The following is a 21001-nucleotide window of genomic DNA, read 5'->3' on the forward strand; positions in this document are numbered from 1 at the left end:
ACAATCATGCGCTCCGCCTGGAGCGCATGTCCGCCGCTGCCGCGCTACGCGTTCTGGCGGCGCAGCAGCACAATAAAGTACGGCGCCCCCAGGAAGCTGGCCAGCAGCCCCGCCGGGATCTGGTTCGGGAACAACACCATCCGCCCACACCAGTCCGCCACCACCATCAGCCCCCCGCCGATCAGTGCCGCGATAACCAGTTGTGGTAATGCCCGACGAAACCCCATCATCCGGGCGATATGCGGTGCCATCAGTCCGACAAAGCTCAGCGGCCCCACGGTCAGGGTCGCCATTGCCGTCAGCACCGCCGCCAGACACAGCAGCATCATACGCGACGGATTGATGGCCACCCCCACCGACTGCGCCGTCGCCCCGCCGAGAGGCAAAATCATCAGCCAGCGGCGGAACAACGGGGTCAGCCCCAGCAGGACAACCATCACCGCCAGGGTGACCGTGGCCTGCTCCGGGGCCACATTGTAGGTTGAGCCGGAAATCCAGGTCAGCACCCCCGCCATACGCGGATCGCCACTGGCCAGCAGCAACATCAACAACATGGAGAACGCCGTACTGATAGCCATCCCCGCCAGCAGCATGCGCTGAGGGGAGAAACCGCTGCGTCCGGCGGCAATCATGATAATGAGCAGCGTGGCGGCAGCCCCGATACTCCCGGCGGGCAGCAGCCAGCCAATGGCATTGCCCGGCACAATAAACAGCATCACCACGATACCAAACGCCGCCCCGGAGCTGATCCCCACCACTTCCGGGCTGGCCATGGCGTTACCGGTCAGCCGCTGAATAATACATCCGGCTACCGCCAGCATCATCCCGGCACTCAGCGCCGCGGCGACCCGGGGCCAGCGCCAGTACAGCAGCGCATCCAGCATCTCACCGTGGGCCCAGCGCCAGCCGCTGGCATCCCGGCCAAAGGTTAAGGCCACCAGCACAACCAGCACTAACAGCAGTGACCCCAGTAACGCATAACCCACCAGATGCTGGCGCTCAACGTGCTGCGACTGGCCGCCGTTAACCACCGGCGCACGCAAGGTGCGCAGGCGCGGCAGCAGCCAGAGCAACAGCGGCGCCCCAATCAGCGCGGTCACCGCGCCGGTGGTAATTTCCCGCCATACCGTGGTCAGCCAGACCACAAGTTGGTCAGACACCCAGAGGATAAGCGCCCCCAGCAGGGAGGCAAGCAGTAAGCGAGGCAGCAGACGCCGGGCCCCGAGCATTTTGGCCAGCAGGGGGGAAAACAGGCCAATAAATCCGACGATCCCCACCGCATTTACCAGTACCGCACTCAGGAAAATGGCCAGCCCGAGGGTGGCAACACGGGCCAGGGAGAGCGCCAGCCCCAGATTACGGGCCACACCGTCGTCCAGCCCCATAAGGGTTAACGGGCGCAGCATCACCAGGGTCAGCAGCACACCGCCCAGCAGCCGCGGCCAGATATTCTGCACCTGCTGCCAGTCACTCTGGTTAAGGCTACCGGTGCTCCACAGGAACACGCTTTGCAGTTGCTCATTGTGGAACAGCGCCAGTAGCTGGTTGATGGCGCCGCAGTACAGGCTCAGTACCAGGCCCGCAAGGATCAGGGTCACCGGGGATAGCCGCTTGCCCCAGGCAACGCCAAACACCAGCAGCCCCACCACTACCGAGCCGGCGATCGCGGCAAACTGCTGGGTCACCGCCCCGCCGGGCAGCGCCCACAGGGTGGCAACGGTGAGCCCCAGTTGGGCACCGGACGCCACCCCGAGGGTGGTGGGCTCAGCCAGCGGGTTACGCAACACTTGCTGAAATAGCACCCCCACCATACCCAGCCCGGCCCCCACCAGCAGCGAAATGGCCAACCGGGGCAGCGCACTGTAGTAAAACAGCATCTGGCGGATATCATCGGGATCGACAGACGCCCAGGCGCCCAGCCACTGTGAGGCGGGCAATAGCTGACGCAAGTTAACAAGGGTCAGCCACAGAGCGACAGCCAGTAGCAGGCCGGGTAACAACACCGGCAATAAACGTGGGGTGCGCATCACTCCCGCCCCCCGAGTAGCGAATCCATCACGGTAGCAAAATACATTGCCGAGAGCGTGGCGCCATAAAACCAGACTGGCGGTGCCCGCCAGAAACGCTGCTGGCGTACAAAAGGCATCGCCTGCCAGAGCGGCGACCCCATCACCTGACTGGTCACACGCTGGTTACCGTGATCAAAGCAGATAACATCGGCGTCGCTAATCGCCGCAAGGCGCTCCAGCCCAATCACCGAACTCCCCCAAAAATTGACCTCACCCTGCCAGGCATTACGGATACCCAACTGGTCCATAACCTGCTGGAACAGGCTGTGTTTACCGATAACCAGGGCATGGCGGGAATCCATCAGTGACATCAACAACACCGGACGCTGGCGCCGGGCGAAGCGGGGCTTCATCCGGGCAATAAACTGCTCAAACTGGGCCAAATGTTGCCGGGCTCGCGGCGCCAGCCCCAGGCGCTCCCCGAGGGCAATCAGCGATGCGCTGGCCGCGGTGAGCGGCTGCAAGCCATCAGAAAAACTGACGCCAAACCCGGGGGCAATACGGGCTATCTTCTCCGGGGCGGGGCCATAACCCGACGAGTAGGCCATCAGAGAAGGTTTCAATTGCGCCAGCAGTTCGAGGTTGGGTTCAGTTCGCAGGCCGAGATCTATCACACTGGCCGGCAGTGCCGGTTTCCCGACCCAGTTCCGGTAGCCGGCAATATCCGCGACCCCGAGCGGGGTCACCCCCAGCGCCACCAGCAATTCCACCGGCAGCCACTCCAGCGCGACAACCCGCTGCGGATCAAGCGGGGCGGCGAGCAGTGGGCCACTACGCCACAATAACGTAGAGCACCCGATTAACGTCAGTAAACGGCGGCGACTGAGCGCCGCGCAAGGTAACATACTCATTAGTAGACAAAACTCACCGGTGCTGCCCCTGCCGGATGCGGCAGGATCCCCATCGGAATGCCGTAAATATTCTCCAGCACCTGACTGGTCATTATCTCATCCGGGCTGCCCTGGGCTATCATTTCCCCGCCGCGCAGCGCCACCAGATTATCGCAGTAGCGGGCCGCCATATTGATGTCATGCAGGACCGCAATCACGGTTAAACCGCGCTGCTGGCTAAGCCGGTGGATCAGCGCCAGCACATCGACCTGGTGGGCAATATCCAGCGCGGAGGTGGGTTCATCCAGTAACAGGCACTGGCTGTGCTGGGCAACCAGCATCGCAATCCAGGCCCGCTGGCGCTCACCGCCAGACAGGCTATCCACCAGGCGCGAGGCGTAAGGCTTCAACCCGACCAGTGCGATGGCATCGTCCACCAGCGCCCGATCCTCTGCACCAAAGCGCCCCAGGGCGCCGTGCCAGGGGTAGCGACCAATGGCCACCAGCTCCCGCACCGTCATCCCTTCTGCCGCAGGCAGTTGCTGAGGCAAATACGCCACCTGACGGGCAAAAGCTTTACTGCTCCAGCTATCTAGCGGCTGGTGATTCAGCAGGATGTCACCTTCGGTGGGTTTCTGGTGGCGGCCGAGCATTTTCAGCAGGGTCGATTTCCCGGAGCCATTATGGCCAATAAGCCCGGTGACTTTACCGGCGGGGAAGGTAAGCGACAGTGGATGGAGCAGTGTGCGCCCGGGCACCCGAAAAGTGACACCGGAAAGCTGAAATGTTGTGCCTGATGGCGTTGTCTTGTCCTGCATAGTCATCGATATATTACCGGGTGCGGGTGCGCACGCCTGTGGTTTCCGGAGTCGTGCCTGTAACGCGACAGGCCGCTGATGAAGAATGATAAGGAAAACGAGAACGATTATTATAAGCGTGAAGATAGTATGCGACTTGGCATCCGCTTAGCAAGTGATTGAGCCGGTGAGCGGCTCAATGGCGCAAGAAAACAGCAAGGGGATAGCGGCAAGATGGCGAATCTTGCGGAGATAAAAAAATACCCCCAACCAGTGGGGGTATTTGCTATCTGTGCTGGGCAATAATCAGTTATTGCCGAACATATCCTTGATCCAGCCCGGTACATTACCGTCGTCTTTCTTGTCCGGCTGTTGCTGCGGCTGGCCCTGCTGCTGTTGCGGCTGGCCTTGCTGCGGCGCAGACTGGTTAAACGGATTGCCGGAGGACGGCGCGTCCTCCACCGGCTGGCGGTGAACACACAGTGAATCCGGATCCGTCGTCCATACCGGAAGGGTTCGGAAACCGCTACCGCATTGCAGGTAGCCCGCGCTATCCACGCCCATATCAACGATATCTTCCGGCGGTGTCAGCTCCAGCGGCACCGGTGACTGGTTAGCCAGGTAACGCTGGTAGATAGACATCGCACCGCTGGCGCCATACAGCCGGGTCGGCTGGTTATTATCGCGGCCAACCCAGGTGATAACCACCTCACGGCCATCAATACCGGCAAACCAGGTATCCACCTGATTGTTGGTGGTCCCGGTTTTACCCGCCAGATGCAGGCTGGGGTATTTAGCCCCCAGGGCACGCCCGGTGCCGCGCTGGATAACCTGCTGCATGGTATACAGCGTCAGATAAGCCGCCTGGGCCGGTACTGCCCGTTCCGCCTGCGGATAACTCTGGTACAAGGCTGTCCCGTCTTCGGCAATCACCGAACGCAGCACCGACAGATCCGCACGGTTACCGCCGCTGGCGATGGTCTGGAACGCCTGGGCCACTTCCACTGGCGTCAGGTTCAGGGCCCCCAGCAACATCGCCGGTACTCCATTCAGCTGCGCTTTCGGCACGCCTAATTTCTGCCAGGTGTCCACCACCGCCGGTAAGCCCAGCGCCATGCCGAGGTTAACCGTCGGCACGTTCATCGAACGGGCCAGAGCATCCACCAGCATCACCTGGCCACTGAAGCGTCGATCATCGTTCTGCGGCGACCAGGTCTGGCCATTCACCAGATGCAGGGTGATAGGCGCATCGGCAATCCAGGTGTTCAGCCGGTACTGGCTTGGCTGGCTCAGGGCGGTCAAATAGGTGGCCGGTTTTGCCAGCGAACCAATTGAGCGGCGGGCCTGCATCGCGCGGTTATAGCCGGCAAATTGCGGGTTAGCCCCGCCAACCATTGCCCGAACCTCGCCGGTGTTGCGGTCCACCACCACCATCGCGGTTTCCAGATCTTTCAGGCGACGCTGTTTGATCAGTGCCGGGATCCCTTCGGTGGCGGCCTTCTCTGCGGCATCCTGGGATACCGGGTCAAAGGTGGTAAAAATTTTCACCCCGGAGAGATCTTTCACCTTGTCGCCCAACTTCGCCTGTAGCTCCTGACGAACCATCTGCATAAAGGCGGGCTGTGGCGAGATAACCCCACCGCGCGGCTGCACCCCCAGCGGACGTGCACTGAGCATGTCATACAGTGGCTGGTCGATGACTTTCTGCTCCTGCAATAACCGCAGTACCAGATTCCGCCGTTCCAGGGAGAGTTTCGGGTTACGCCACGGGTTGTACAGTGACGCCCCTTTCACCATCCCCACCAGTAGCGCCTGCTGATCAAGGCTCAGCTCTTCCACCGGGCGGCCAAAGTAATACAGGCTGGCCAGCGGGAAGCCGCGAATCTGATCATCCCCGCTCTGCCCGAGGTACACCTCGTTCATATACAGCTCAAGGATACGATCTTTGCTGTAGCGGGCGTCCATAATGACCGCCATATAGGCTTCATTCGCCTTACGCCACAGGGTGCGTTTATTGGTCAGGAACAGGTTTTTCACCAGCTGCTGGGTCAGGGTACTCCCCCCCTGCACCGCGCGACCGGCGGTCAGGTTTGCCACCACGGCGCGGCCAATGGAGTAAACGCTGATCCCGTCATGCTCATAGAAATGCCGGTCTTCGGTGGCAATCAGGGTATCCACCAGCAGATCCGGGAACCCCGAACGCGGCACAAACAGACGCTGCTCGCCATTTGGTGAGGAAAGCATGGTGATCAGCCGCGGGTCGAGGCGCAGATAACCAAATTCACGCCCGGTGGCGATGTTTTTAATGGTGCCCAGATGGTCGCCATCAAACGTCAGCAGAGCGTGAACCTGGCCTTCTTTACTGTCCGGGAAATCAAACGGGCGGCGCAGCATTTCAATGCTGTTGCCTTTTACCGTAAATTCACCGGGCCGGGTAATTTTGGTTACTTCGCGGTACTGGGTTGCTTCCAGCAGGCGCACCATTTCATTTTTGCTGGTCAGCATGTCGGGCTCAAGGCTGACCATCCGGCCATATACGGCTGCCGGAAGCTGCCAGACTTCACCGTCAATACGGCTGCGGATTTTTTGATCCAGATAGACACCGTAAGCGGCAACCAGCACAACCCCAATGATGAACAGCTTCACCAGGAACCATAGCAGGCGGCGTTTTCTGCGCGGCGGACGCCCGTTTTTACCGTTTTTGCCTTTTACCTTCTTACGCGGCACGGGCTGCTCGTCGTCGTCATAATCGTCTTCATAGTCGTCTTCATAATCATCGTCATAATCTTCTTCCCTGAGACGACGACGGCTCACCTTCTGTTTACCCGGGCGCGTCGGTTTTCCTTTACGCCCGATAGGTTCGCGGTCATTCCCCGCCATACTTCATCTCCACAAAGTCCAGACCCAGCGGCCTGATTCTGCTGTCTTTCACCAAATACGAAAGAAGAAATCTCTCAAATGTCATTACCGTAATCATCCCGCAGGTCAATATCCATCAGGAAGAATACTTTCTGGTACGCCTGGTAGGCTGCGCCGTTGCGGGCGAATCCGGCCAGACATGTTTTGGATAACGCCCTTTCATCTCTTTTTGCACCTCACGATAGGCCCCCTGCCAGAAGGCAGAAAGATCCCGGGTGATTTGCAACGGTCGCTGGGCCGGCGACAAGAGTTCCAGCGTTAAGGGTACCCGCCCCTGGGCAATCACCGGGGTTTGCGCTTCACCAAACATTTCCTGCATCCGCACCGCCAGAACCGGAGGATTATCCTCATGATAGCGGATAACTATCCGACTGCCGGTGGGCACAGTGTAATGAGTTGGTAGCTCACTATCCAGTTGCTGTCGCTGCTGCCAGCTCAGCAAGCCATTCAGGGCCTGCTCCAGATCCACCTTTTTCAGGGAAATCAGAGAGGTCACCCCTTTCATAAATGGCCCCAGCCAGCGCTCCAGCCCCTCAAGTAGCGCCTGACAGCTCACGTCCGGCCAGTCCTGCTCCGGTAACCAGCGGGCCGCCCACTGCAACCGTAAACGTAACTGAACAGCCTGCGGGGTCCAGTTGAGCAGCCCCAGGCCATTATCGCGAATACCGTTAAGGATCGCCTGTTCAAGGACATCGTCTGCCGGTTTGGCCAGCGGTTGCTCCCGCAGCACCAGGCGGCCAATCTGCCAGCGACGGAACGCTTTCAGGGTCCCCCGGGTGTCATCCCATTCGACACTGTCCTGCTGTTCCAGCAGCGCAGGGCAATCGGCCACCAGGCTATCGACATCCACCGGGTAGCCTTGCAGGATGCGGGCATCCGGGCTTTGGCTGCCCTGGAGCAGCAGCGGTGCCAGTAGCCACTCATAGCGGGTCAGCGCATCATCGCTGTTCAGCATCGCCCCCATTCCGTTAGCCAGTTGGTAGCGCCCTTCCTGGCCCCGGCGCCGGGCCAGACGATCGGCAAAGCCGTACATCAGCAACAGGCCGACCGCGTCCATATCGACCGCGGCGGCTCCCTGGCGGTGGCCAAGGCGGCTCAGCAACTGACGGGCACGCTGTTGCCAGTTGGGCAGGCTACGGTGCAGTGCGGTACGTAAATCTCCATCGCCCCCCCGGGGCGGTTCCTCAAGGATTGCCGCCAGCAGGGCAGCGGTTCCCCGCTGCGGTTCGCTGGCCCGGGACAGCATCGCCCCGAGGCGCGGATCATTGCCTAATTGCGCCATCTGGCGGCCGGTGGCGGTCAGTGCGCCTCGGGCATCCAGGGCCTGTAAGCGCTGTAATAAGGCCCGGGCCGCCGCCAGATTGATCGCCGGGGGCGTATCCAGCCAGCACAGTTGCGCCACATCCTGGCATCCCCACTGGCAGAGTTCCAGCACCAGGCCAGACAAATCACTGTTGAGTATCTCAGGCTCACTCTGGGCCGCCGCGCGCTCTGCCTGTTCAGCCCCTAACAGATGCAGACAAATCCCCGGTTCCAGACGGCCAGCGCGACCGGCGCGCTGGGTCATGGAGGCCTGGCTCACTCGCTGGGTCACCAGCCGGGTTAAGCCGGTGCGCGGATCAAAGCGGGCCACCCTTTCCAGGGCGGCATCCACCACCAGGCGGATACCTTCGATAGTCAGGCTGGTTTCGGCAATATTGGTTGCCAGCACCACTTTGCGGCTGCCGGCCGGAGCGGGCAGGATAGCCTTACGCTGTTCGCTAAGCGGCAGCGCGCCATACAGCGGGCAGAGCATGACATCCCGGGGCGTATTGCCTTCCAGCAGGGTCATCACCCGCTGGATCTCCCCCACTCCCGGTAAAAAGAGCAGCAGCGAACCGGATTCACTGGCCAGTAACCCCCGCACCGCCTGGGCTACCCCCTCCTCCAGACGCTGGTGCGCAGACAACGCGTGGTAACGGCGCTGTACCGGAAAGCTGCGCCCCCGGGAGGCAATCAGCGGCGCCGCCGGCAGGCAGCGCTGGAGCCGCTCATTATCCAGGGTGGCGGACATAATCAGTAAGCGTAAATCGTCACGCAGCCCGTGCTGGACATCCAGCAGCAGGGCGAGGGCTAAATCCGCCTGCAGGCTGCGCTCATGGAATTCATCAAGGATAACCAGCCCGACACCGCTCAGCTCCGGGTCGTGCTGGATAATCCGGGTGAGGATGCCTTCGGTCACCACTTCCAGACGCGTACCGGGGCCGGTACAGTTATCGGCCCGCATCCGGTAGCCCACGGTTTCGCCGGGTTGCTCGCCCAGTTGCTCCGCCAGACGCTGGGCCACATTGCGGGCGGCCAGGCGGCGAGGCTCCAGCAGCAAAATACGCCCGGCGATCTGCGGGTCTTTTAACAGCGCCAGCGGCAGCCAGGTCGATTTCCCCGCCCCGGTGGGGGCGCTCAGCAAAACCTGCGGGTGGTGGTGTAGTGCGTCTAGTAGCTCGGGCAGTACCGCCGCAACCGGAAGAGAGGACACAGCATTCTCCAGGGGTTAACATCATCGGGGGTGCATTGTAGCATCCTGCCATTTTATTACCGAGAGAGAACCATGCCCGAGTCACAGCGTCTTTTTTTCGCCTTGTCCCTGCCCGCCGGGATCCAGCGCCAGCTGGTCAGCTGGCGGGCTCAGGCCTTTGCGGAACACACCGGGCGCCCCGTCGCCGGGGCAAACCTGCATATGACGCTGGCCTTCCTTGGTGATGTCAGCCCGGCGAAACAACAGGTGTTCATGGATCTTGCCGGGCGTATTCGCCAGCCGCGTTTTACGCTACGGCTGGACGACGCAGGCCACTGGCCCCGTCCGGGGGTGGTCTGGCTGGGTACCCGCCAGCCGCCCCGGGGGTTACTGCAACTGGCGGACCTGCTCAGGGCCCAGGCGGCCCGTAACGGTTGCCATCAAAGCCCCATGCCCTTTCACCCGCACATTACCCTCTACCGCCAGGCGACCCAGCCTGTCGCTCTCCCGCCGCCGGGATTTTGCTGGACCGCAGAAGCCTGTGAGTTCACCCTGTTCGCCAGCGAATTTTCCCGCGGCCGCACCCGTTATCAGGCATTACACCGTTGGCCATTACTGTAAGGATATCCTCATGGAGTTTGAACCCGCCCTGCAACAGGCTACCTTGATCAAACGCTATAAGCGTTTTCTGGCCGATGTGATTGATGAGCAAGGTAATACCTTCACGTTACACTGCCCAAATACCGGTGCCATGACGGGCTGCGCCACCCCCGGGGATCGGGTGTGGTACTCCACCTCTGCCAGCAAAACCCGCAAATATCCGCACACCTGGGAGCTGACAGAGACCGCCGCCGGGGATCTGATTTGTGTCAATACACTACGGGCTAATACCCTGGCCCGGGAAGCCATCGCGGCAGGAAATATTGCCGAATTAGCCGGTTACACCACGCTGCGCCAGGAGGTCAAATACGGGACAGAGCGGAGCCGTATCGATATCATGCTGCAGGCAGTTGATCGGGTTAACTGCTATATTGAAGTGAAATCCGTCACATTGCTGGAACATCAGCAGGGTTATTTTCCCGATGCGGTCACCGAGCGGGGCCAAAAGCATTTGCGGGAGTTAATCAATGTGGTGGCAGGCGGCGAGCGGGCGGTACTGCTATTTGCGGTATTGCACTCCGGTATCAATCAGGTATCCCCGGCACGCCATATTGACACCCGTTATAGCCAGTTAATCAGTGAAGCACTGAATAAAGGGGTGGAAATTTTCGCCTGGAAGGCGGAACTTTCCCCACAGGGGATGAGTCTGAAAATGCCGCTGCCGTTTTCCGTATAACGACAGCGCTGGCTCTTCCCGTAAGGCGTTATTATAACCGCTATAATGGCTATACATTTTGGTTATCCCGTGTACGGAATATCCGGCGCATACAGGCGCACCAGGGGTTTCAATACGGGAAGCGTAGTGAACATAGCCATCGGGAAGAAGGCGTTATATAAAGTACATTTCGTGTTCAGGCTGCGTCGTAAATAAGCTGTTCCTCACAGGCTTGTCAAGGGATGAATTTATATAATTGCCATCCGGAAAAGCATCTGCTATTTATAGCGGCCTGATTTTCCCCCGATATGGGGACCGATAGTGCGTGTTAAGGAGAAGCAACATGCAAGAAGGGCAAAACCGTAAAACATCGTCCCTGAGTATTCTGGCCATCGCTGGGGTTGAGCCGTATCAGGAGAAACCGGGCGAAGAATATATGAACGAAGCCCAGCTGGCGCACTTCCGCCGCATTCTGGACGCGTGGCGCAATCAACTGAGGGATGAAGTTGATCGTACCGTAACGCATATGCAGGATGAAGCCGCCAATTTCCCGGATCCAGTGGACCGTGCCGCTCAGGAAGAAGAATTCAGCCTCGAATTGCGTAACCGCGATCGCGAACGCAAACTGATCAAAAAGATCGAGAAGACGCTGAAGAAAGTAGAAGACGAAGACTTCGGCTTCTGCGAATCCTGTGGCGTTGAGATCGGTATCCGCCGTCTGGAAGCCCGTCCGACTGCTGATTTGTGCATCGACTGCAAAACCCTTGCAGAGATCCGCGAAAAGCAGATGGCAGGCTGATAGTGCTGGGTTCAGCCACATACTAATAAACACAGGCGGGAGATATCCCGCCTCATTTTTTTACATGGCAAGACAAGATTATGTCGGGCGTTTCGCGCCCTCCCCTTCAGGGGAACTGCACTTTGGTTCCTTAATCGCTGCACTTGGCAGCTATCTCCAGGCCCGGGCTCATCAGGGGCACTGGCTAGTCCGTATTGAAGATATCGACCCCCCCCGGGAAATCCCCGGCGCCGCACACACCATTTTACGCCAGCTTGAACACTACGGCCTGCACTGGGACGGCGATGTACTATGGCAATCCCGCCGTCACGACGCTTACCGGGCCGCCCTCGACTGGCTGCACCAGCAGGGCCTGAGCTACTGGTGCACCTGCACCCGCAGCCGAATACAGCAACTGGGCGGATTTTACGATGGCCATTGCCGTGGCCGCGTCACGCCCCCGGCTGAAGCCGCCGCCCTGCGCCTGCAACAGCGCCACCCGGTCCACCACTTTACCGATGTCCTGCGCGGCACCCTGGTGGCAGACAGCGCGATGGCCGCAGAGGATTTTATTATTCATCGCCGGGATGGCCTGTTCGCCTATAATCTGGCGGTGGTGGTTGATGACCACTTTCAGGGCGTGACTGAGATTGTACGCGGTGCGGACCTGATAGCCCCCACGGTACGGCAAATTTCGCTCTACCAGCATTTTGGCTGGCCGGTCCCGGATTATTTACACCTTCCCCTGGCGCTGAATCACGACGGTAATAAACTGTCCAAGCAAAACCATGCCCCGGCCCTGCCCGGTGGGGATCCAAGGCCGGTTATTATGGCCGCATTACACTTTTTGCATCAGCCGGACATCCCTGGCTGGCAGGATCTCCCGCTGGCGCATATTCTGGCCCAGGCGGTGGATAACTGGTCTGTTGCCGATATCCCCCTGGCGGCGGCCCACAATACGTCATTCTCAAATGCCCCACACTGAGCTATGATTATGCGCTGTTTTTTTTGGCCTAACACAGACACAACCGAGGTGTACTATTTTTACCCGAGTCGCTAATTTTTGCCGCAAGGTGTTGAACCGCGATGACAGCGTGGAGACGGCGCGCGACACACAACCACACATAACGGTGATCCCCCGGGATCAGCACGCTATTTCGCGCAAGGACATCAGTGAGAATGCGCTGAAGGTGCTGTATCGCCTGAATAAGTCAGGCTACGAAGCCTATCTGGTGGGTGGCGGTGTACGTGATCTGCTGTTGGGCAAAAAACCAAAGGATTTTGACGTCACCACCAATGCCACACCGGACCAGGTGCGTAAATTATTCCGCAACTGCCGCCTGGTGGGCCGCCGCTTCCGCCTCGCCCACGTTATGTTCGGCCCGGAAATCATTGAGGTTGCCACCTTCAGGGGCCACCACGAAGAGCAGGCCACCGACCGCCAGCAATCCCAGCGCGGCCAGAACGGCATGCTGCTGCGCGACAATATCTTTGGCTCTATTGAAGAAGACGCCCAGCGCCGTGATTTCACCATTAATAGCCTGTATTACAGCGTGGCGGATTTTACCGTGCGCGACTATGTGGGTGGCCTGAACGATCTGCGCGCCGGAATTATTCGCCTGATTGGCGACCCGGAAACCCGCTACCGTGAAGATCCGGTGCGGATGCTGCGCGCCGTGCGCTTTGCCGCCAAGCTAAACATGTCGATAGAGCCCGCCACCGGCGAGCCGATTCCACGTTTATCTTCCCTGCTTAACGATGTTCCCGCCGCCCGACTCTATGAAGAGTCGCTGAAGTTATTGCAGTCTGGTTATGGCTACAATACCTACCGCCTGCTGTGTGAATATCAGTTGTTCCAGCCGCTGTTCCCGACCATTACCCGCAATTTCACCGAAAACGGCGACAGTGCGATGGAACTTATCATCTCGCAAGTGCTGAAAAATACCGACAACCGGATCAACAACAGTATGCGGGTGAACCCGGCATTCCTGTTTGCCGCCATGTTGTGGTACCCCCAGATGGAGATGACCCAGAAGCTGGCCCAGGAAAGCGGCCTGCCGTGGTTTGACGCCTTCTCTCTGGCTATGAATGACGTGCTGGATGAAGCCTGCCGCGCGCTGGCCATCCCGAAACGCATCACCTCGCTGGTGCGCGATATCTGGCAATTGCAGTTACGGATGTCCCGCCGCCAGGGCCGCCGCGCCTGGAAATTAATGGAGCATCCGAAATTCCGCGCCGCGTTTGATCTGCTGGCCCTGCGTGCCGAGGTGGAACATAACAGCGAATTACAGCGTTTAACCACCTGGTGGGCAGAGTTCCAGGTTGCCGCGCCGCCGCTGCAAAAAGAGATGATCAACCAACTGGGTGACGATCCTACCCGTCGCCGTCCGCGTCGCCCGCGTAAACGCCCGGCACCGCGCCGCGAGGGCAATGCGTGATCCGTTGTTATATCGCCATTGGCAGCAATCTGGCTTCCCCGCTGGATCAGGTTAACAGCGCCCTTCGCGCGCTGGCGCAGATCCCGGAAAGCCAGGTACACGCCGTGTCGTCGTTTTACCGCACGCCGCCCCTGGGGCCCCAGGATCAGCCGGATTACCTGAATGCGGCGCTGGCGCTGGATACCGCGCTGGCCCCGGAGGCTTTACTGGATAATACCCAGCGCATTGAGCGGGAAAGCGGCCGGGTGCGTAAGGCCGAGCGCTGGGGGCCGCGAACCCTGGATCTGGACATCATGCTGTTTGGCGACCAGGTGATTAACACCCCGCGTTTAACCGTGCCCCACTACGACATGACGCGCCGTATGTTTATGTTGTACCCGCTGTACGAGATTGCCCCGCAGCTGACGTTTCCCGATGGCGAAACCCTGGGCCACTGCATTGGTCTGCTCAGCGAACAACCGCCGTCCCGCTGGTAGGATAACGGTTGCGCCGGGCAGAGAAAATCCCCCGGCGATTAGTGCCTTTAATGAATAATTCCTCCTCAAAACATTGGCAATCCGCGCGTATTTCTTACAGAATGCGCTATCTATTCACAGCCAGGCTTTTTCATTTCTGACAGCGTGTATCGCTACGCTGATTACAGCCGTAGCAAGCCCTCAGGGCCAGTCAGACTGTGCAGTTCTCGCCTGACCCAGACCCACATGTCAGAGGAATAGCCGTCCGGGGTACCATGAAACCGACGACCGTTGCAAATCTACGCCAGCTGAAACAACAGCATAAAAAATTCGCCACTATCACCGCCTATGAATACAGCTTCGCAAAACTGTTTGCCGAAGAAGGTATCGGCGTCCTGCTGGTGGGTGACTCATTAGGCATGACCGTTCAGGGCCATGACTCCACCCTGCCCGTCACCGTAGAAGAAATCGCCTACCACACCCGTATTGTTCGCCGCGGCGCACCCCAGAGCCTGCTGATGGCAGACCTGCCGTTTATGGCCTATGCCACGCCTGAGCAGGCCTTCGACAACGCGGCCACCGTGATGCGTGCCGGGGCCAATATGGTCAAAATCGAAGGCGGCCGCTGGCTGGCCGACACGGTGAAAATGCTCACCGAACGCGCCGTTCCGGTGTGTGGCCATCTGGGGCTGACCCCACAGTCCGTTAATATCTTTGGTGGTTACAAAGTACAGGGTCGCGGTGATGAAGCCGCCCAGACCCTGTTTGATGATGCGCTGGCCATTGAAGCTGCCGGCGCCCAGTTACTGGTGCTGGAATGCGTTCCGGCGCCGCTGGCCGAACGTATCACTCAGGCGCTGACAATCCCGGTTATCGGGATCGGTGCCGGTAAGGGTACCGATGGCCAGATTCTGGTAATGCATGATGCGCTTGGAATTACCGGCGGCCATACGCCGAAATTCTCGAAAAACTTCCTTGCACAGACCGGCGATATTCGCGCAGCAGTGCGCCAGTATATTGCCGAGGTTGAATCTGAAGCCTTCCCGGCTGACGAGCACAGTTTCTACTGACAGGAGAATGGTTGTGTTAATTATCGAAACCTTACCCCAGTTACGCCAGCAAATCCGGCGCTGGCGTCAGGAAGGCAAACGCGTTGCACTGGTGCCCACCATGGGTAACCTGCATGACGGGCATATGACATTGGTTGACGAAGCCAGGGCCCGTGCGGATGTCGTTGCGGTAAGTATTTTTGTTAACCCGATGCAGTTTGATCGCCCTGAAGATCTGGTGCGCTACCCCCGTACCCTCCAGGAAGATTGCGAAAAACTGAATCGCCGCGGTGTGGATCTGGTGTTCGCACCGGCAGTACAGGAAATCTATCCTAAAGGTCTGGAAAAACAGACTTTTGTCGATGTTCCCGGGCTGTCTACTATCCTGGAAGGCGCCAGCCGCCCCGGGCATTTCCGCGGTGTATCGACCATTGTTAGCAAACTGTTTAACATGATCCAGCCGGACATTGCCTGCTTCGGTGAGAAAGACTTTCAGCAACTGGCGCTGCTGCGCAAAATGGTTGCCGATATGGGTTATGACATTGATATTGTTGGTGTGCCTATTATGCGCGCCAAAGATGGTCTGGCGCTCAGCTCCCGTAACGGTTACCTGACCAGCGAACAGCGTAAAATCGCCCCTGGCCTCTACCAGGTGCTGACTGACGTGGCGGATAAACTGCGCGCCGGCCAACGCGATGAAGAAGAGATCCTCACCATCGCAGCCATGTCCCTCAATGAAAAAGGCTTCCGGGCGGATGATTTACAGATCCGTGATGCGGACACCCTTGAGTCACTGACGGCGGACAGCAAACGGGCCGTGATCCTGATGGCCGCCTGGCTGGGCGATGCGCGTCTGATCGACAATATGCAGGTTGAACTGGCGCAGTAGACAGCGATTAAAAAACGGGCAATACTGCCCGCGACAATGTGACGGGCGGGAATACCCGCCTGTGAGTTCTATCCCGTGAGTTCTATATAAGTAACTAAGGTTTAAGCCATGATTCGTACAATGCTGCAAGGCAAACTCCACCGCGTCAGAGTGACTCAGGCCGATCTTCACTACGAAGGCTCCTGCGCCATTGACCAGAATTTCCTTGAGGCGGCCGGTATTCTGGAATACGAAGCCATCGATATTTATAACGTCACCAACGGCAAGCGTTTCTCTACCTATGCGATTGCCGCTGAACGTGGGTCAAAAATTATCTCAGTAAATGGCGCCGCCGCACATTGTGCTGATGTAGGCGACATTATGATAATCGCCAGCTACATCACGGTCCCGGATGAGCAGGCTCGCACCTGGCAGCCGAAAGTGGCCTATTTTGATGAAGACAACAACATGAAACGCAAAGCGAAAGCGGTGCCGGTTCAGGTTGCCTGACACGCTGTAACGCCCCCGCCCGGGGGCGTTTTTAGTCTTAAGAACGGTTAGCGATCAGCCGGGCCATCACATCCAGTGAGTCAGTCCGCAGAATATACAACCGCTTCAACAGCAGTAAATTATCCCCCGGTTTTACTTTCCCACGCACTGTGGTCACCGCCATATGGAACCCTGCCGCCCGGGCCGCATTAATGGCATTGGCGTTATAACCACCAAATGGGTAGGAGAGGTACAGCACCTGCGGGTTGAACTGTTCCAGCGCCCGGCGGGAACGCTGAAAATCAAATACAATATTGTGGTAGCTGCGGCTCAGCAAGATGGGCTGGTGATTGCCATCCACCCGGTGCAGAAAATGCGTATGGGACTGAATATCCAGGACATCATGGCACCCGGCCAGCTCCGACAGGCTCATAAACTGTAATGAGGCCGGGTTCCATGCCTGGGGGTGGCGCTTGATGCGCGATGAGATAATAAACGCCGTGGCGTGGATACCGTTGTCACGCAGGATAGGGCAGCCATAGCGGGCCACGGATTTCAGCCCATCGTCAAAGGTTACCACTACCGCTTTCGCCGGAACATTCAGCCGGTTACGCAGATACCCCTCCAGCTGGTACAGGGTCAGCGCGGTATAGCCCTGTTCGCGCAGCCAGGTCATCTGGTTGCTGAAGGCCACGACCGATGTGGTGGTAGAGGTATGGCGAAAACGGGTGTTTTCTTCATCACGCAGAATATGGTGGTACGTCAGGATCGGAATACCGTTATCCAGCTCAGCATCGAGGCTACTGACCCACCCCAGCCGCCCGCCGATACGGATCTGGAACCAGGTTTGATTCAGACGGTCTTTCAGTTTACCAATGATCGGATAGCGCAGATTGGCCGCCAGCGTACCAAAAGGCGCACTATCGTCAGAGGGCGCGTTATAAACGGTAATATCCTGGAAGGTCAGCAGGTTCTGATTGGTGAGCGGTTTATTCAGCTCGCCGGGCCGTTCATCGATACCCAGCTTACCCTGTACCGGCCCCAGATGGGCTTTATCAATAAACCCGTTACCGAAGCCAAAGGTAAATTCATAATAGTCCGCCACGGTGGGTACCACCGCCACGATTTGCCCACCGGCAATGGTCCCCACCGGGATAACCTGATCGCCAATACGCGCCCAGACAGCGGCGGGTTCACGGGTTTGCATATAGAGCGGAGGTTCAAGGTGGCTATTCAGCATCCGGGCCTGAGCCGGTGCCACCATCAGTACAAACAGACAGAAAACGAGACGCAAATACATAACTCGACTGCTGGCTACTGCCATTCGGAAAGGAATAGCCGGGATTGTAACAAACCCCGGCGCAATACCAAATCACCCGCAACTGATAGCGATCAGCTGCGGTGTAAACAGAAGGGAGGATTTTTTTGTTGCTGATGCCACAGGCTGGTCACCCCTTCTCCTCCCGCGGCGACAATCCGGGTGCGAAAATCATTGCTGCCCAGTTGCCCGCGCAGCGGCAACATCTCGAGTAGCAACCCTGGATAGACCCCGGCGATAACCTCACAGTGCGCATGTTTATGGCTCAGTAACGCCGCCGCCCGGTAAGGCGCGGCACCGGTTTTATCCGTCAAAAAGATAACGCCATCACCGCTGTCGACCTGGTGTAACGCATCACACATCATACGCCCCAGCATGTTGGCGCTCAGGCCGGCCCAATAGTTCACCGCCAGGCACTGCGCCTGACTGCCAAAGCGTTGTTCCAGATCGAGCAGCATATCCTGCGCTGCGTAATCATGGCAGGCAATTACCCATCCCAGCATCGTATCCCTCCTGTTCGCAACCACCAGTGTAGCGTGCCAGGCGATCCGGTACGGGATGCGGCTCACGGGAATAAAAAAAGGTCCGGCGGATTTGGCCACAGGTCACAATAAAAAAGCCCCTCCGCAGAGGGGCTGGCGAGCCAGACAGGATCAGTGGGCATCATCCGGCAAGGCATAGGCGATAATATAATCCCCCAGTTTAGTCCCGAAGGAGCCGTGGCCCCCGGCGGCAATCAGCACATATTGCTTACCATTTACCTCATAGGTCATCGGCGTAGCCTGGCCCCCGGCAGGAAGCCGCGCTTCCCACAGTTTGTCACCGTTACTCATGTTATACGCCCGCAGGTAGTTATCTGCCGTGGCGCCAATAAACAACACATTCCCGGCGGTAGAGATAGGCGCGCCGAGCATCGGCATCCCCATGCGAAACGGCAGCGGGATCGGCGAGCTGTCGCGTACCGTACCAATCCGTTTTTTCCACACCACCCGGTTGGTTTTCAGATCCAGCGCCGAGATATATCCCCAGGCAGGCTGTTTACAGGGTAAACCGAACGGCGACAGGAACGGGTTCAGCGTTACCCCATAAGGCACCCCGTACTGGGGCTGAATACCCGCCTCCGTACCGGAGCCTTTTGCCCCTTCCGGCGGTTCCATCGGGTTACCTGGCCCGCGGGGAATAAGTTTCGAGACAAACGGCAGCGCCATCGGGTTAGCAATCGCCAGCTGGCGCTGGGGATCAATCGAAATACCGCCCCACTCAAACATCCCCAGGTTGCCCGGGAACACCAGGGTGCCCTGCTCTGACGGCGGGGTAAAGATCCCCTCATAGCGCAGGCGGTGGAACATAATGCGGCAAACCAACTGATCATAGAGCGTCGCCCCCCACATATCGGCCCCGGTCAGGTCCTTTTGCGGGCGGAAGGTTAACCCAGAGAACGGCTGCGTTACCGATACATGGTCACCGGTTGCCGCCCCCTGGGGAACCGGCATTTCTGGTGCCGGTACAATCGGCTTACCGCTACGGCGATCGAGCACAAAAATATTGCCGGTTTTCGCCGGGGCATACACCGCCGGAACAGTGTCGCCGTTCTGGTCGGTAATATTGGCCAGGGTGGGCTGGGCAGGCATGTCCATATCCCACAGCTCGTGATGTACTGTCTGGTAGCTCCAGGCCAGCTTACCGGTAGAGGCATTCAGCGCCAGAATACTGCTGGCATAGCGCTCCTGTTCCGGCGTGCGGTTACCGCCCCAGATATCCGGGGTTGACACCCCCATCGGCAGGTAGACCAGGTCCAGCTGCGCATCATAGGCTGCCGGGGCCCAGGAGTTCGGCGAGTTAAAACTGTAATGGTGCTGATCCCCCGGAATCGCATTGGGATCGTTGGCACCGGGATCGAACGCCCACAGCAGTTTGCCGCTGTTGACGTCAAAACCACGGATAACCCCGGAGGGTTCACGGGTGGAAAAGTTATCCGTCACCGCCCCGGCAATCACAATCACATGATCAGTCACAACCGGTGGCGATGTCGGCTCGTACATCCCCGGGGTGGTCACCGGCATATTGGTTTGCAAATTCAGGATACCGTGATTAGCAAAGCTCTCGCACAATTTGCCATTATCGGCATTCAGGGCAAACAGGCGGCCATCATTCACCGGCAGCAGAACACGGCGCGGGCAGTCCGCAGACGAAACCTGACCGGCGCGGGCCTCATGGTAAGACACCCCGCGGCAGGTCACATGCTGGAAGCTGGGGTCGGTATTCAGTTGAGGATCAAAATGCCACTTCTCTTTACCAGTGGCCGCATCCAGCGCAAACAGCTGCTGGTGTGGGGTACACAGGTACAGGGTGTCGCGGATCTTGATAGGGGTGACCTCATCGGTTATCTCGCCCGGGTCCGTGGGGCGCTTCAGGTCACCGGTGCGGAAGGTCCACACCGCTTTCAGCTGGTGAACGTTTTTATCGTTAATCTGCTTAAGGGGCGAGTAACGCTGGCCTTCCTGGGTACGCCCGTAGGCTGGCCAGTCGGCATCAGCAACCTGATTATCCGCCTGCGGCACCGCCGCCGTGCTATCAGCATCAAGGGTGCCATTGATTTCCTGAGGATCGTGGAAAATCGCCCATCCCAGGCCACAGCCGGTCAGCAAAAGTACCGCTATCAGGCCGTAAATTCCCCCACGGGCCCCGGGCAGCCGCTGGCCGATAAACGGCAATACCAGCCAAATACCGAAGAACACCAGCACATCAAGGCGTGGGGTCAGTGCCCAAAAATCAAAGCCGACCTCATGTATCGACCAGAACAGCGTTCCCAGTAGCAGCAACGCATATAGCCCGAGGGCCGCCGGGCGTCTGCGCCACAGTAAAACCGCCACCAGCAACATGATCACCCCGGCGATGGGGTAATAGAGGTTACCGCCAATCGCCACCAGCCAGATACCTCCGACCAGCAGGTAAAGCCCTGTCAGCAAAGCAAAAAGCGCCGATAGTTGCAGCAAAAGCGGCTTTTGTTTTGTTTTTGTATCCATATGAAACACCAATGTAATTACTCGTCAGCTTTTAAGTATAGTTATTTACATATGTGATGACGATCACGAAATGCTTTTTTCGTTTTTCAGCCAACCCGCCGGGATTTACTGTTATACTGCATCGCCTGAATATCCGGCGCCGCCTGTTAATTAGGC

At 58.6% G+C, this 21001-nt stretch carries 17 protein-coding genes; 9 read left to right on the forward strand and 8 right to left on the reverse strand.

Annotation, left to right across the window (positions count from 1 at the left end):
• Positions 1 to 44 precede the first annotated feature (44 nt).
• The 5 genes from fhuB to hrpB all read right to left on the reverse strand — a co-directional run bounded on the left by fhuB (position 45) and on the right by hrpB (position 9130).
• Positions 45 to 2027: a Fe(3+)-hydroxamate ABC transporter permease FhuB gene (gene fhuB, locus F9C28_RS00250; RefSeq protein WP_199013096.1), complete on the reverse strand. Its 1983-nt coding sequence runs from the start codon at positions 2025 to 2027 to the stop codon at positions 45 to 47.
• Positions 2027 to 2914 carry a Fe(3+)-hydroxamate ABC transporter substrate-binding protein FhuD gene (fhuD, locus tag F9C28_RS00255; protein WP_408641425.1) on the reverse strand — a complete coding sequence of 296 codons (888 nt, stop codon included), beginning with the start codon at positions 2912 to 2914 and terminating at the stop codon, positions 2027 to 2029. The genes fhuB and fhuD overlap by 1 nt, the downstream gene beginning before the upstream one ends.
• 5 nt (positions 2915 to 2919) lie before the next feature.
• Positions 2920 to 3717, reverse strand: coding sequence for a Fe3+-hydroxamate ABC transporter ATP-binding protein FhuC (fhuC, locus tag F9C28_RS00260; protein WP_199013272.1), 798 nt, complete (start codon positions 3715 to 3717; stop codon positions 2920 to 2922).
• A gap of 285 nt (positions 3718 to 4002) precedes the next feature.
• A complete protein-coding gene (mrcB, locus tag F9C28_RS00265; RefSeq protein WP_199013098.1) occupies positions 4003 to 6576 on the reverse strand; it encodes a bifunctional glycosyl transferase/transpeptidase in 2574 nt (857 codons plus the stop codon).
• A 115-nt stretch (positions 6577 to 6691) separates the two neighbouring features.
• A complete protein-coding gene (gene hrpB, locus F9C28_RS00270; RefSeq protein ID WP_199013099.1) occupies positions 6692 to 9130 on the reverse strand; it encodes an ATP-dependent helicase HrpB in 2439 nt (812 codons plus the stop codon).
• A gap of 72 nt (positions 9131 to 9202) precedes the next feature.
• Here hrpB and thpR point away from each other — a divergent pair, with 72 nt between their 5' ends.
• From thpR to panD, 9 genes are all read left to right on the forward strand, one after another.
• Positions 9203 to 9730 carry an RNA 2',3'-cyclic phosphodiesterase gene (thpR, locus tag F9C28_RS00275; RefSeq protein ID WP_199013100.1) on the forward strand — a complete coding sequence of 176 codons (528 nt, stop codon included), beginning with the start codon at positions 9203 to 9205 and terminating at the stop codon, positions 9728 to 9730.
• A gap of 10 nt (positions 9731 to 9740) precedes the next feature.
• The gene (gene sfsA, locus F9C28_RS00280; protein WP_199013101.1) at positions 9741 to 10445 is read left to right on the forward strand and encodes a DNA/RNA nuclease SfsA; all 705 of its coding nucleotides are present in this window, start codon (positions 9741 to 9743) and stop codon (positions 10443 to 10445) included.
• A 322-nt stretch (positions 10446 to 10767) separates the two neighbouring features.
• The gene (gene dksA, locus F9C28_RS00285; protein WP_199013102.1) at positions 10768 to 11223 is read left to right on the forward strand and encodes an RNA polymerase-binding protein DksA; all 456 of its coding nucleotides are present in this window, start codon (positions 10768 to 10770) and stop codon (positions 11221 to 11223) included.
• Between the two features lie 64 nt (positions 11224 to 11287).
• The gene (gene gluQRS, locus F9C28_RS00290; RefSeq protein ID WP_199013103.1) at positions 11288 to 12187 is read left to right on the forward strand and encodes a tRNA glutamyl-Q(34) synthetase GluQRS; all 900 of its coding nucleotides are present in this window, start codon (positions 11288 to 11290) and stop codon (positions 12185 to 12187) included.
• 55 nt (positions 12188 to 12242) lie between these two features.
• Complete coding sequence (gene pcnB / locus F9C28_RS00295) at positions 12243 to 13640, forward strand: polynucleotide adenylyltransferase PcnB (RefSeq protein ID WP_199013273.1); 1398 nt, start codon at positions 12243 to 12245, stop codon at positions 13638 to 13640.
• Entirely contained in the window at positions 13637 to 14116 is a 480-nt protein-coding gene (gene folK / locus F9C28_RS00300; protein WP_199013104.1) for a 2-amino-4-hydroxy-6-hydroxymethyldihydropteridine diphosphokinase, read from the forward strand. The genes pcnB and folK overlap by 4 nt, the downstream gene beginning before the upstream one ends.
• A gap of 254 nt (positions 14117 to 14370) precedes the next feature.
• Positions 14371 to 15165, forward strand: coding sequence for a 3-methyl-2-oxobutanoate hydroxymethyltransferase (gene panB / locus F9C28_RS00305; RefSeq protein ID WP_199013105.1), 795 nt, complete (start codon positions 14371 to 14373; stop codon positions 15163 to 15165).
• A 13-nt stretch (positions 15166 to 15178) separates the two neighbouring features.
• Positions 15179 to 16033: a pantoate--beta-alanine ligase gene (gene panC, locus F9C28_RS00310; protein ID WP_199013106.1), complete on the forward strand. Its 855-nt coding sequence runs from the start codon at positions 15179 to 15181 to the stop codon at positions 16031 to 16033.
• A 108-nt stretch (positions 16034 to 16141) separates the two neighbouring features.
• The gene (gene panD / locus F9C28_RS00315; RefSeq protein ID WP_002463995.1) at positions 16142 to 16522 is read left to right on the forward strand and encodes an aspartate 1-decarboxylase; all 381 of its coding nucleotides are present in this window, start codon (positions 16142 to 16144) and stop codon (positions 16520 to 16522) included.
• Between the two features lie 37 nt (positions 16523 to 16559).
• Here the strand turns inward: panD and F9C28_RS00320 are convergent, their stop codons facing one another.
• The 3 genes from F9C28_RS00320 to F9C28_RS00330 form a co-directional block, all read right to left on the reverse strand.
• The gene (locus tag F9C28_RS00320) at positions 16560 to 17765 is read right to left on the reverse strand and encodes a polysaccharide deacetylase family protein (protein ID WP_233148831.1); all 1206 of its coding nucleotides are present in this window, start codon (positions 17763 to 17765) and stop codon (positions 16560 to 16562) included.
• A gap of 128 nt (positions 17766 to 17893) precedes the next feature.
• On the reverse strand, positions 17894 to 18322 hold the full coding sequence (locus F9C28_RS00325) for a PTS sugar transporter subunit IIA (protein WP_199013108.1): 429 nt from the start codon (positions 18320 to 18322) through the stop codon (positions 17894 to 17896).
• 150 nt (positions 18323 to 18472) lie between these two features.
• A complete protein-coding gene (locus F9C28_RS00330) occupies positions 18473 to 20845 on the reverse strand; it encodes a glucose/quinate/shikimate family membrane-bound PQQ-dependent dehydrogenase (RefSeq protein ID WP_199013109.1) in 2373 nt (790 codons plus the stop codon).
• Between the last annotated feature and the right edge of the window lie 156 nt (positions 20846 to 21001).

Source organism: Shimwellia pseudoproteus (assembly GCF_016415625.1).
Lineage (GTDB): Bacteria > Pseudomonadota > Gammaproteobacteria > Enterobacterales > Enterobacteriaceae > Shimwellia > Shimwellia pseudoproteus.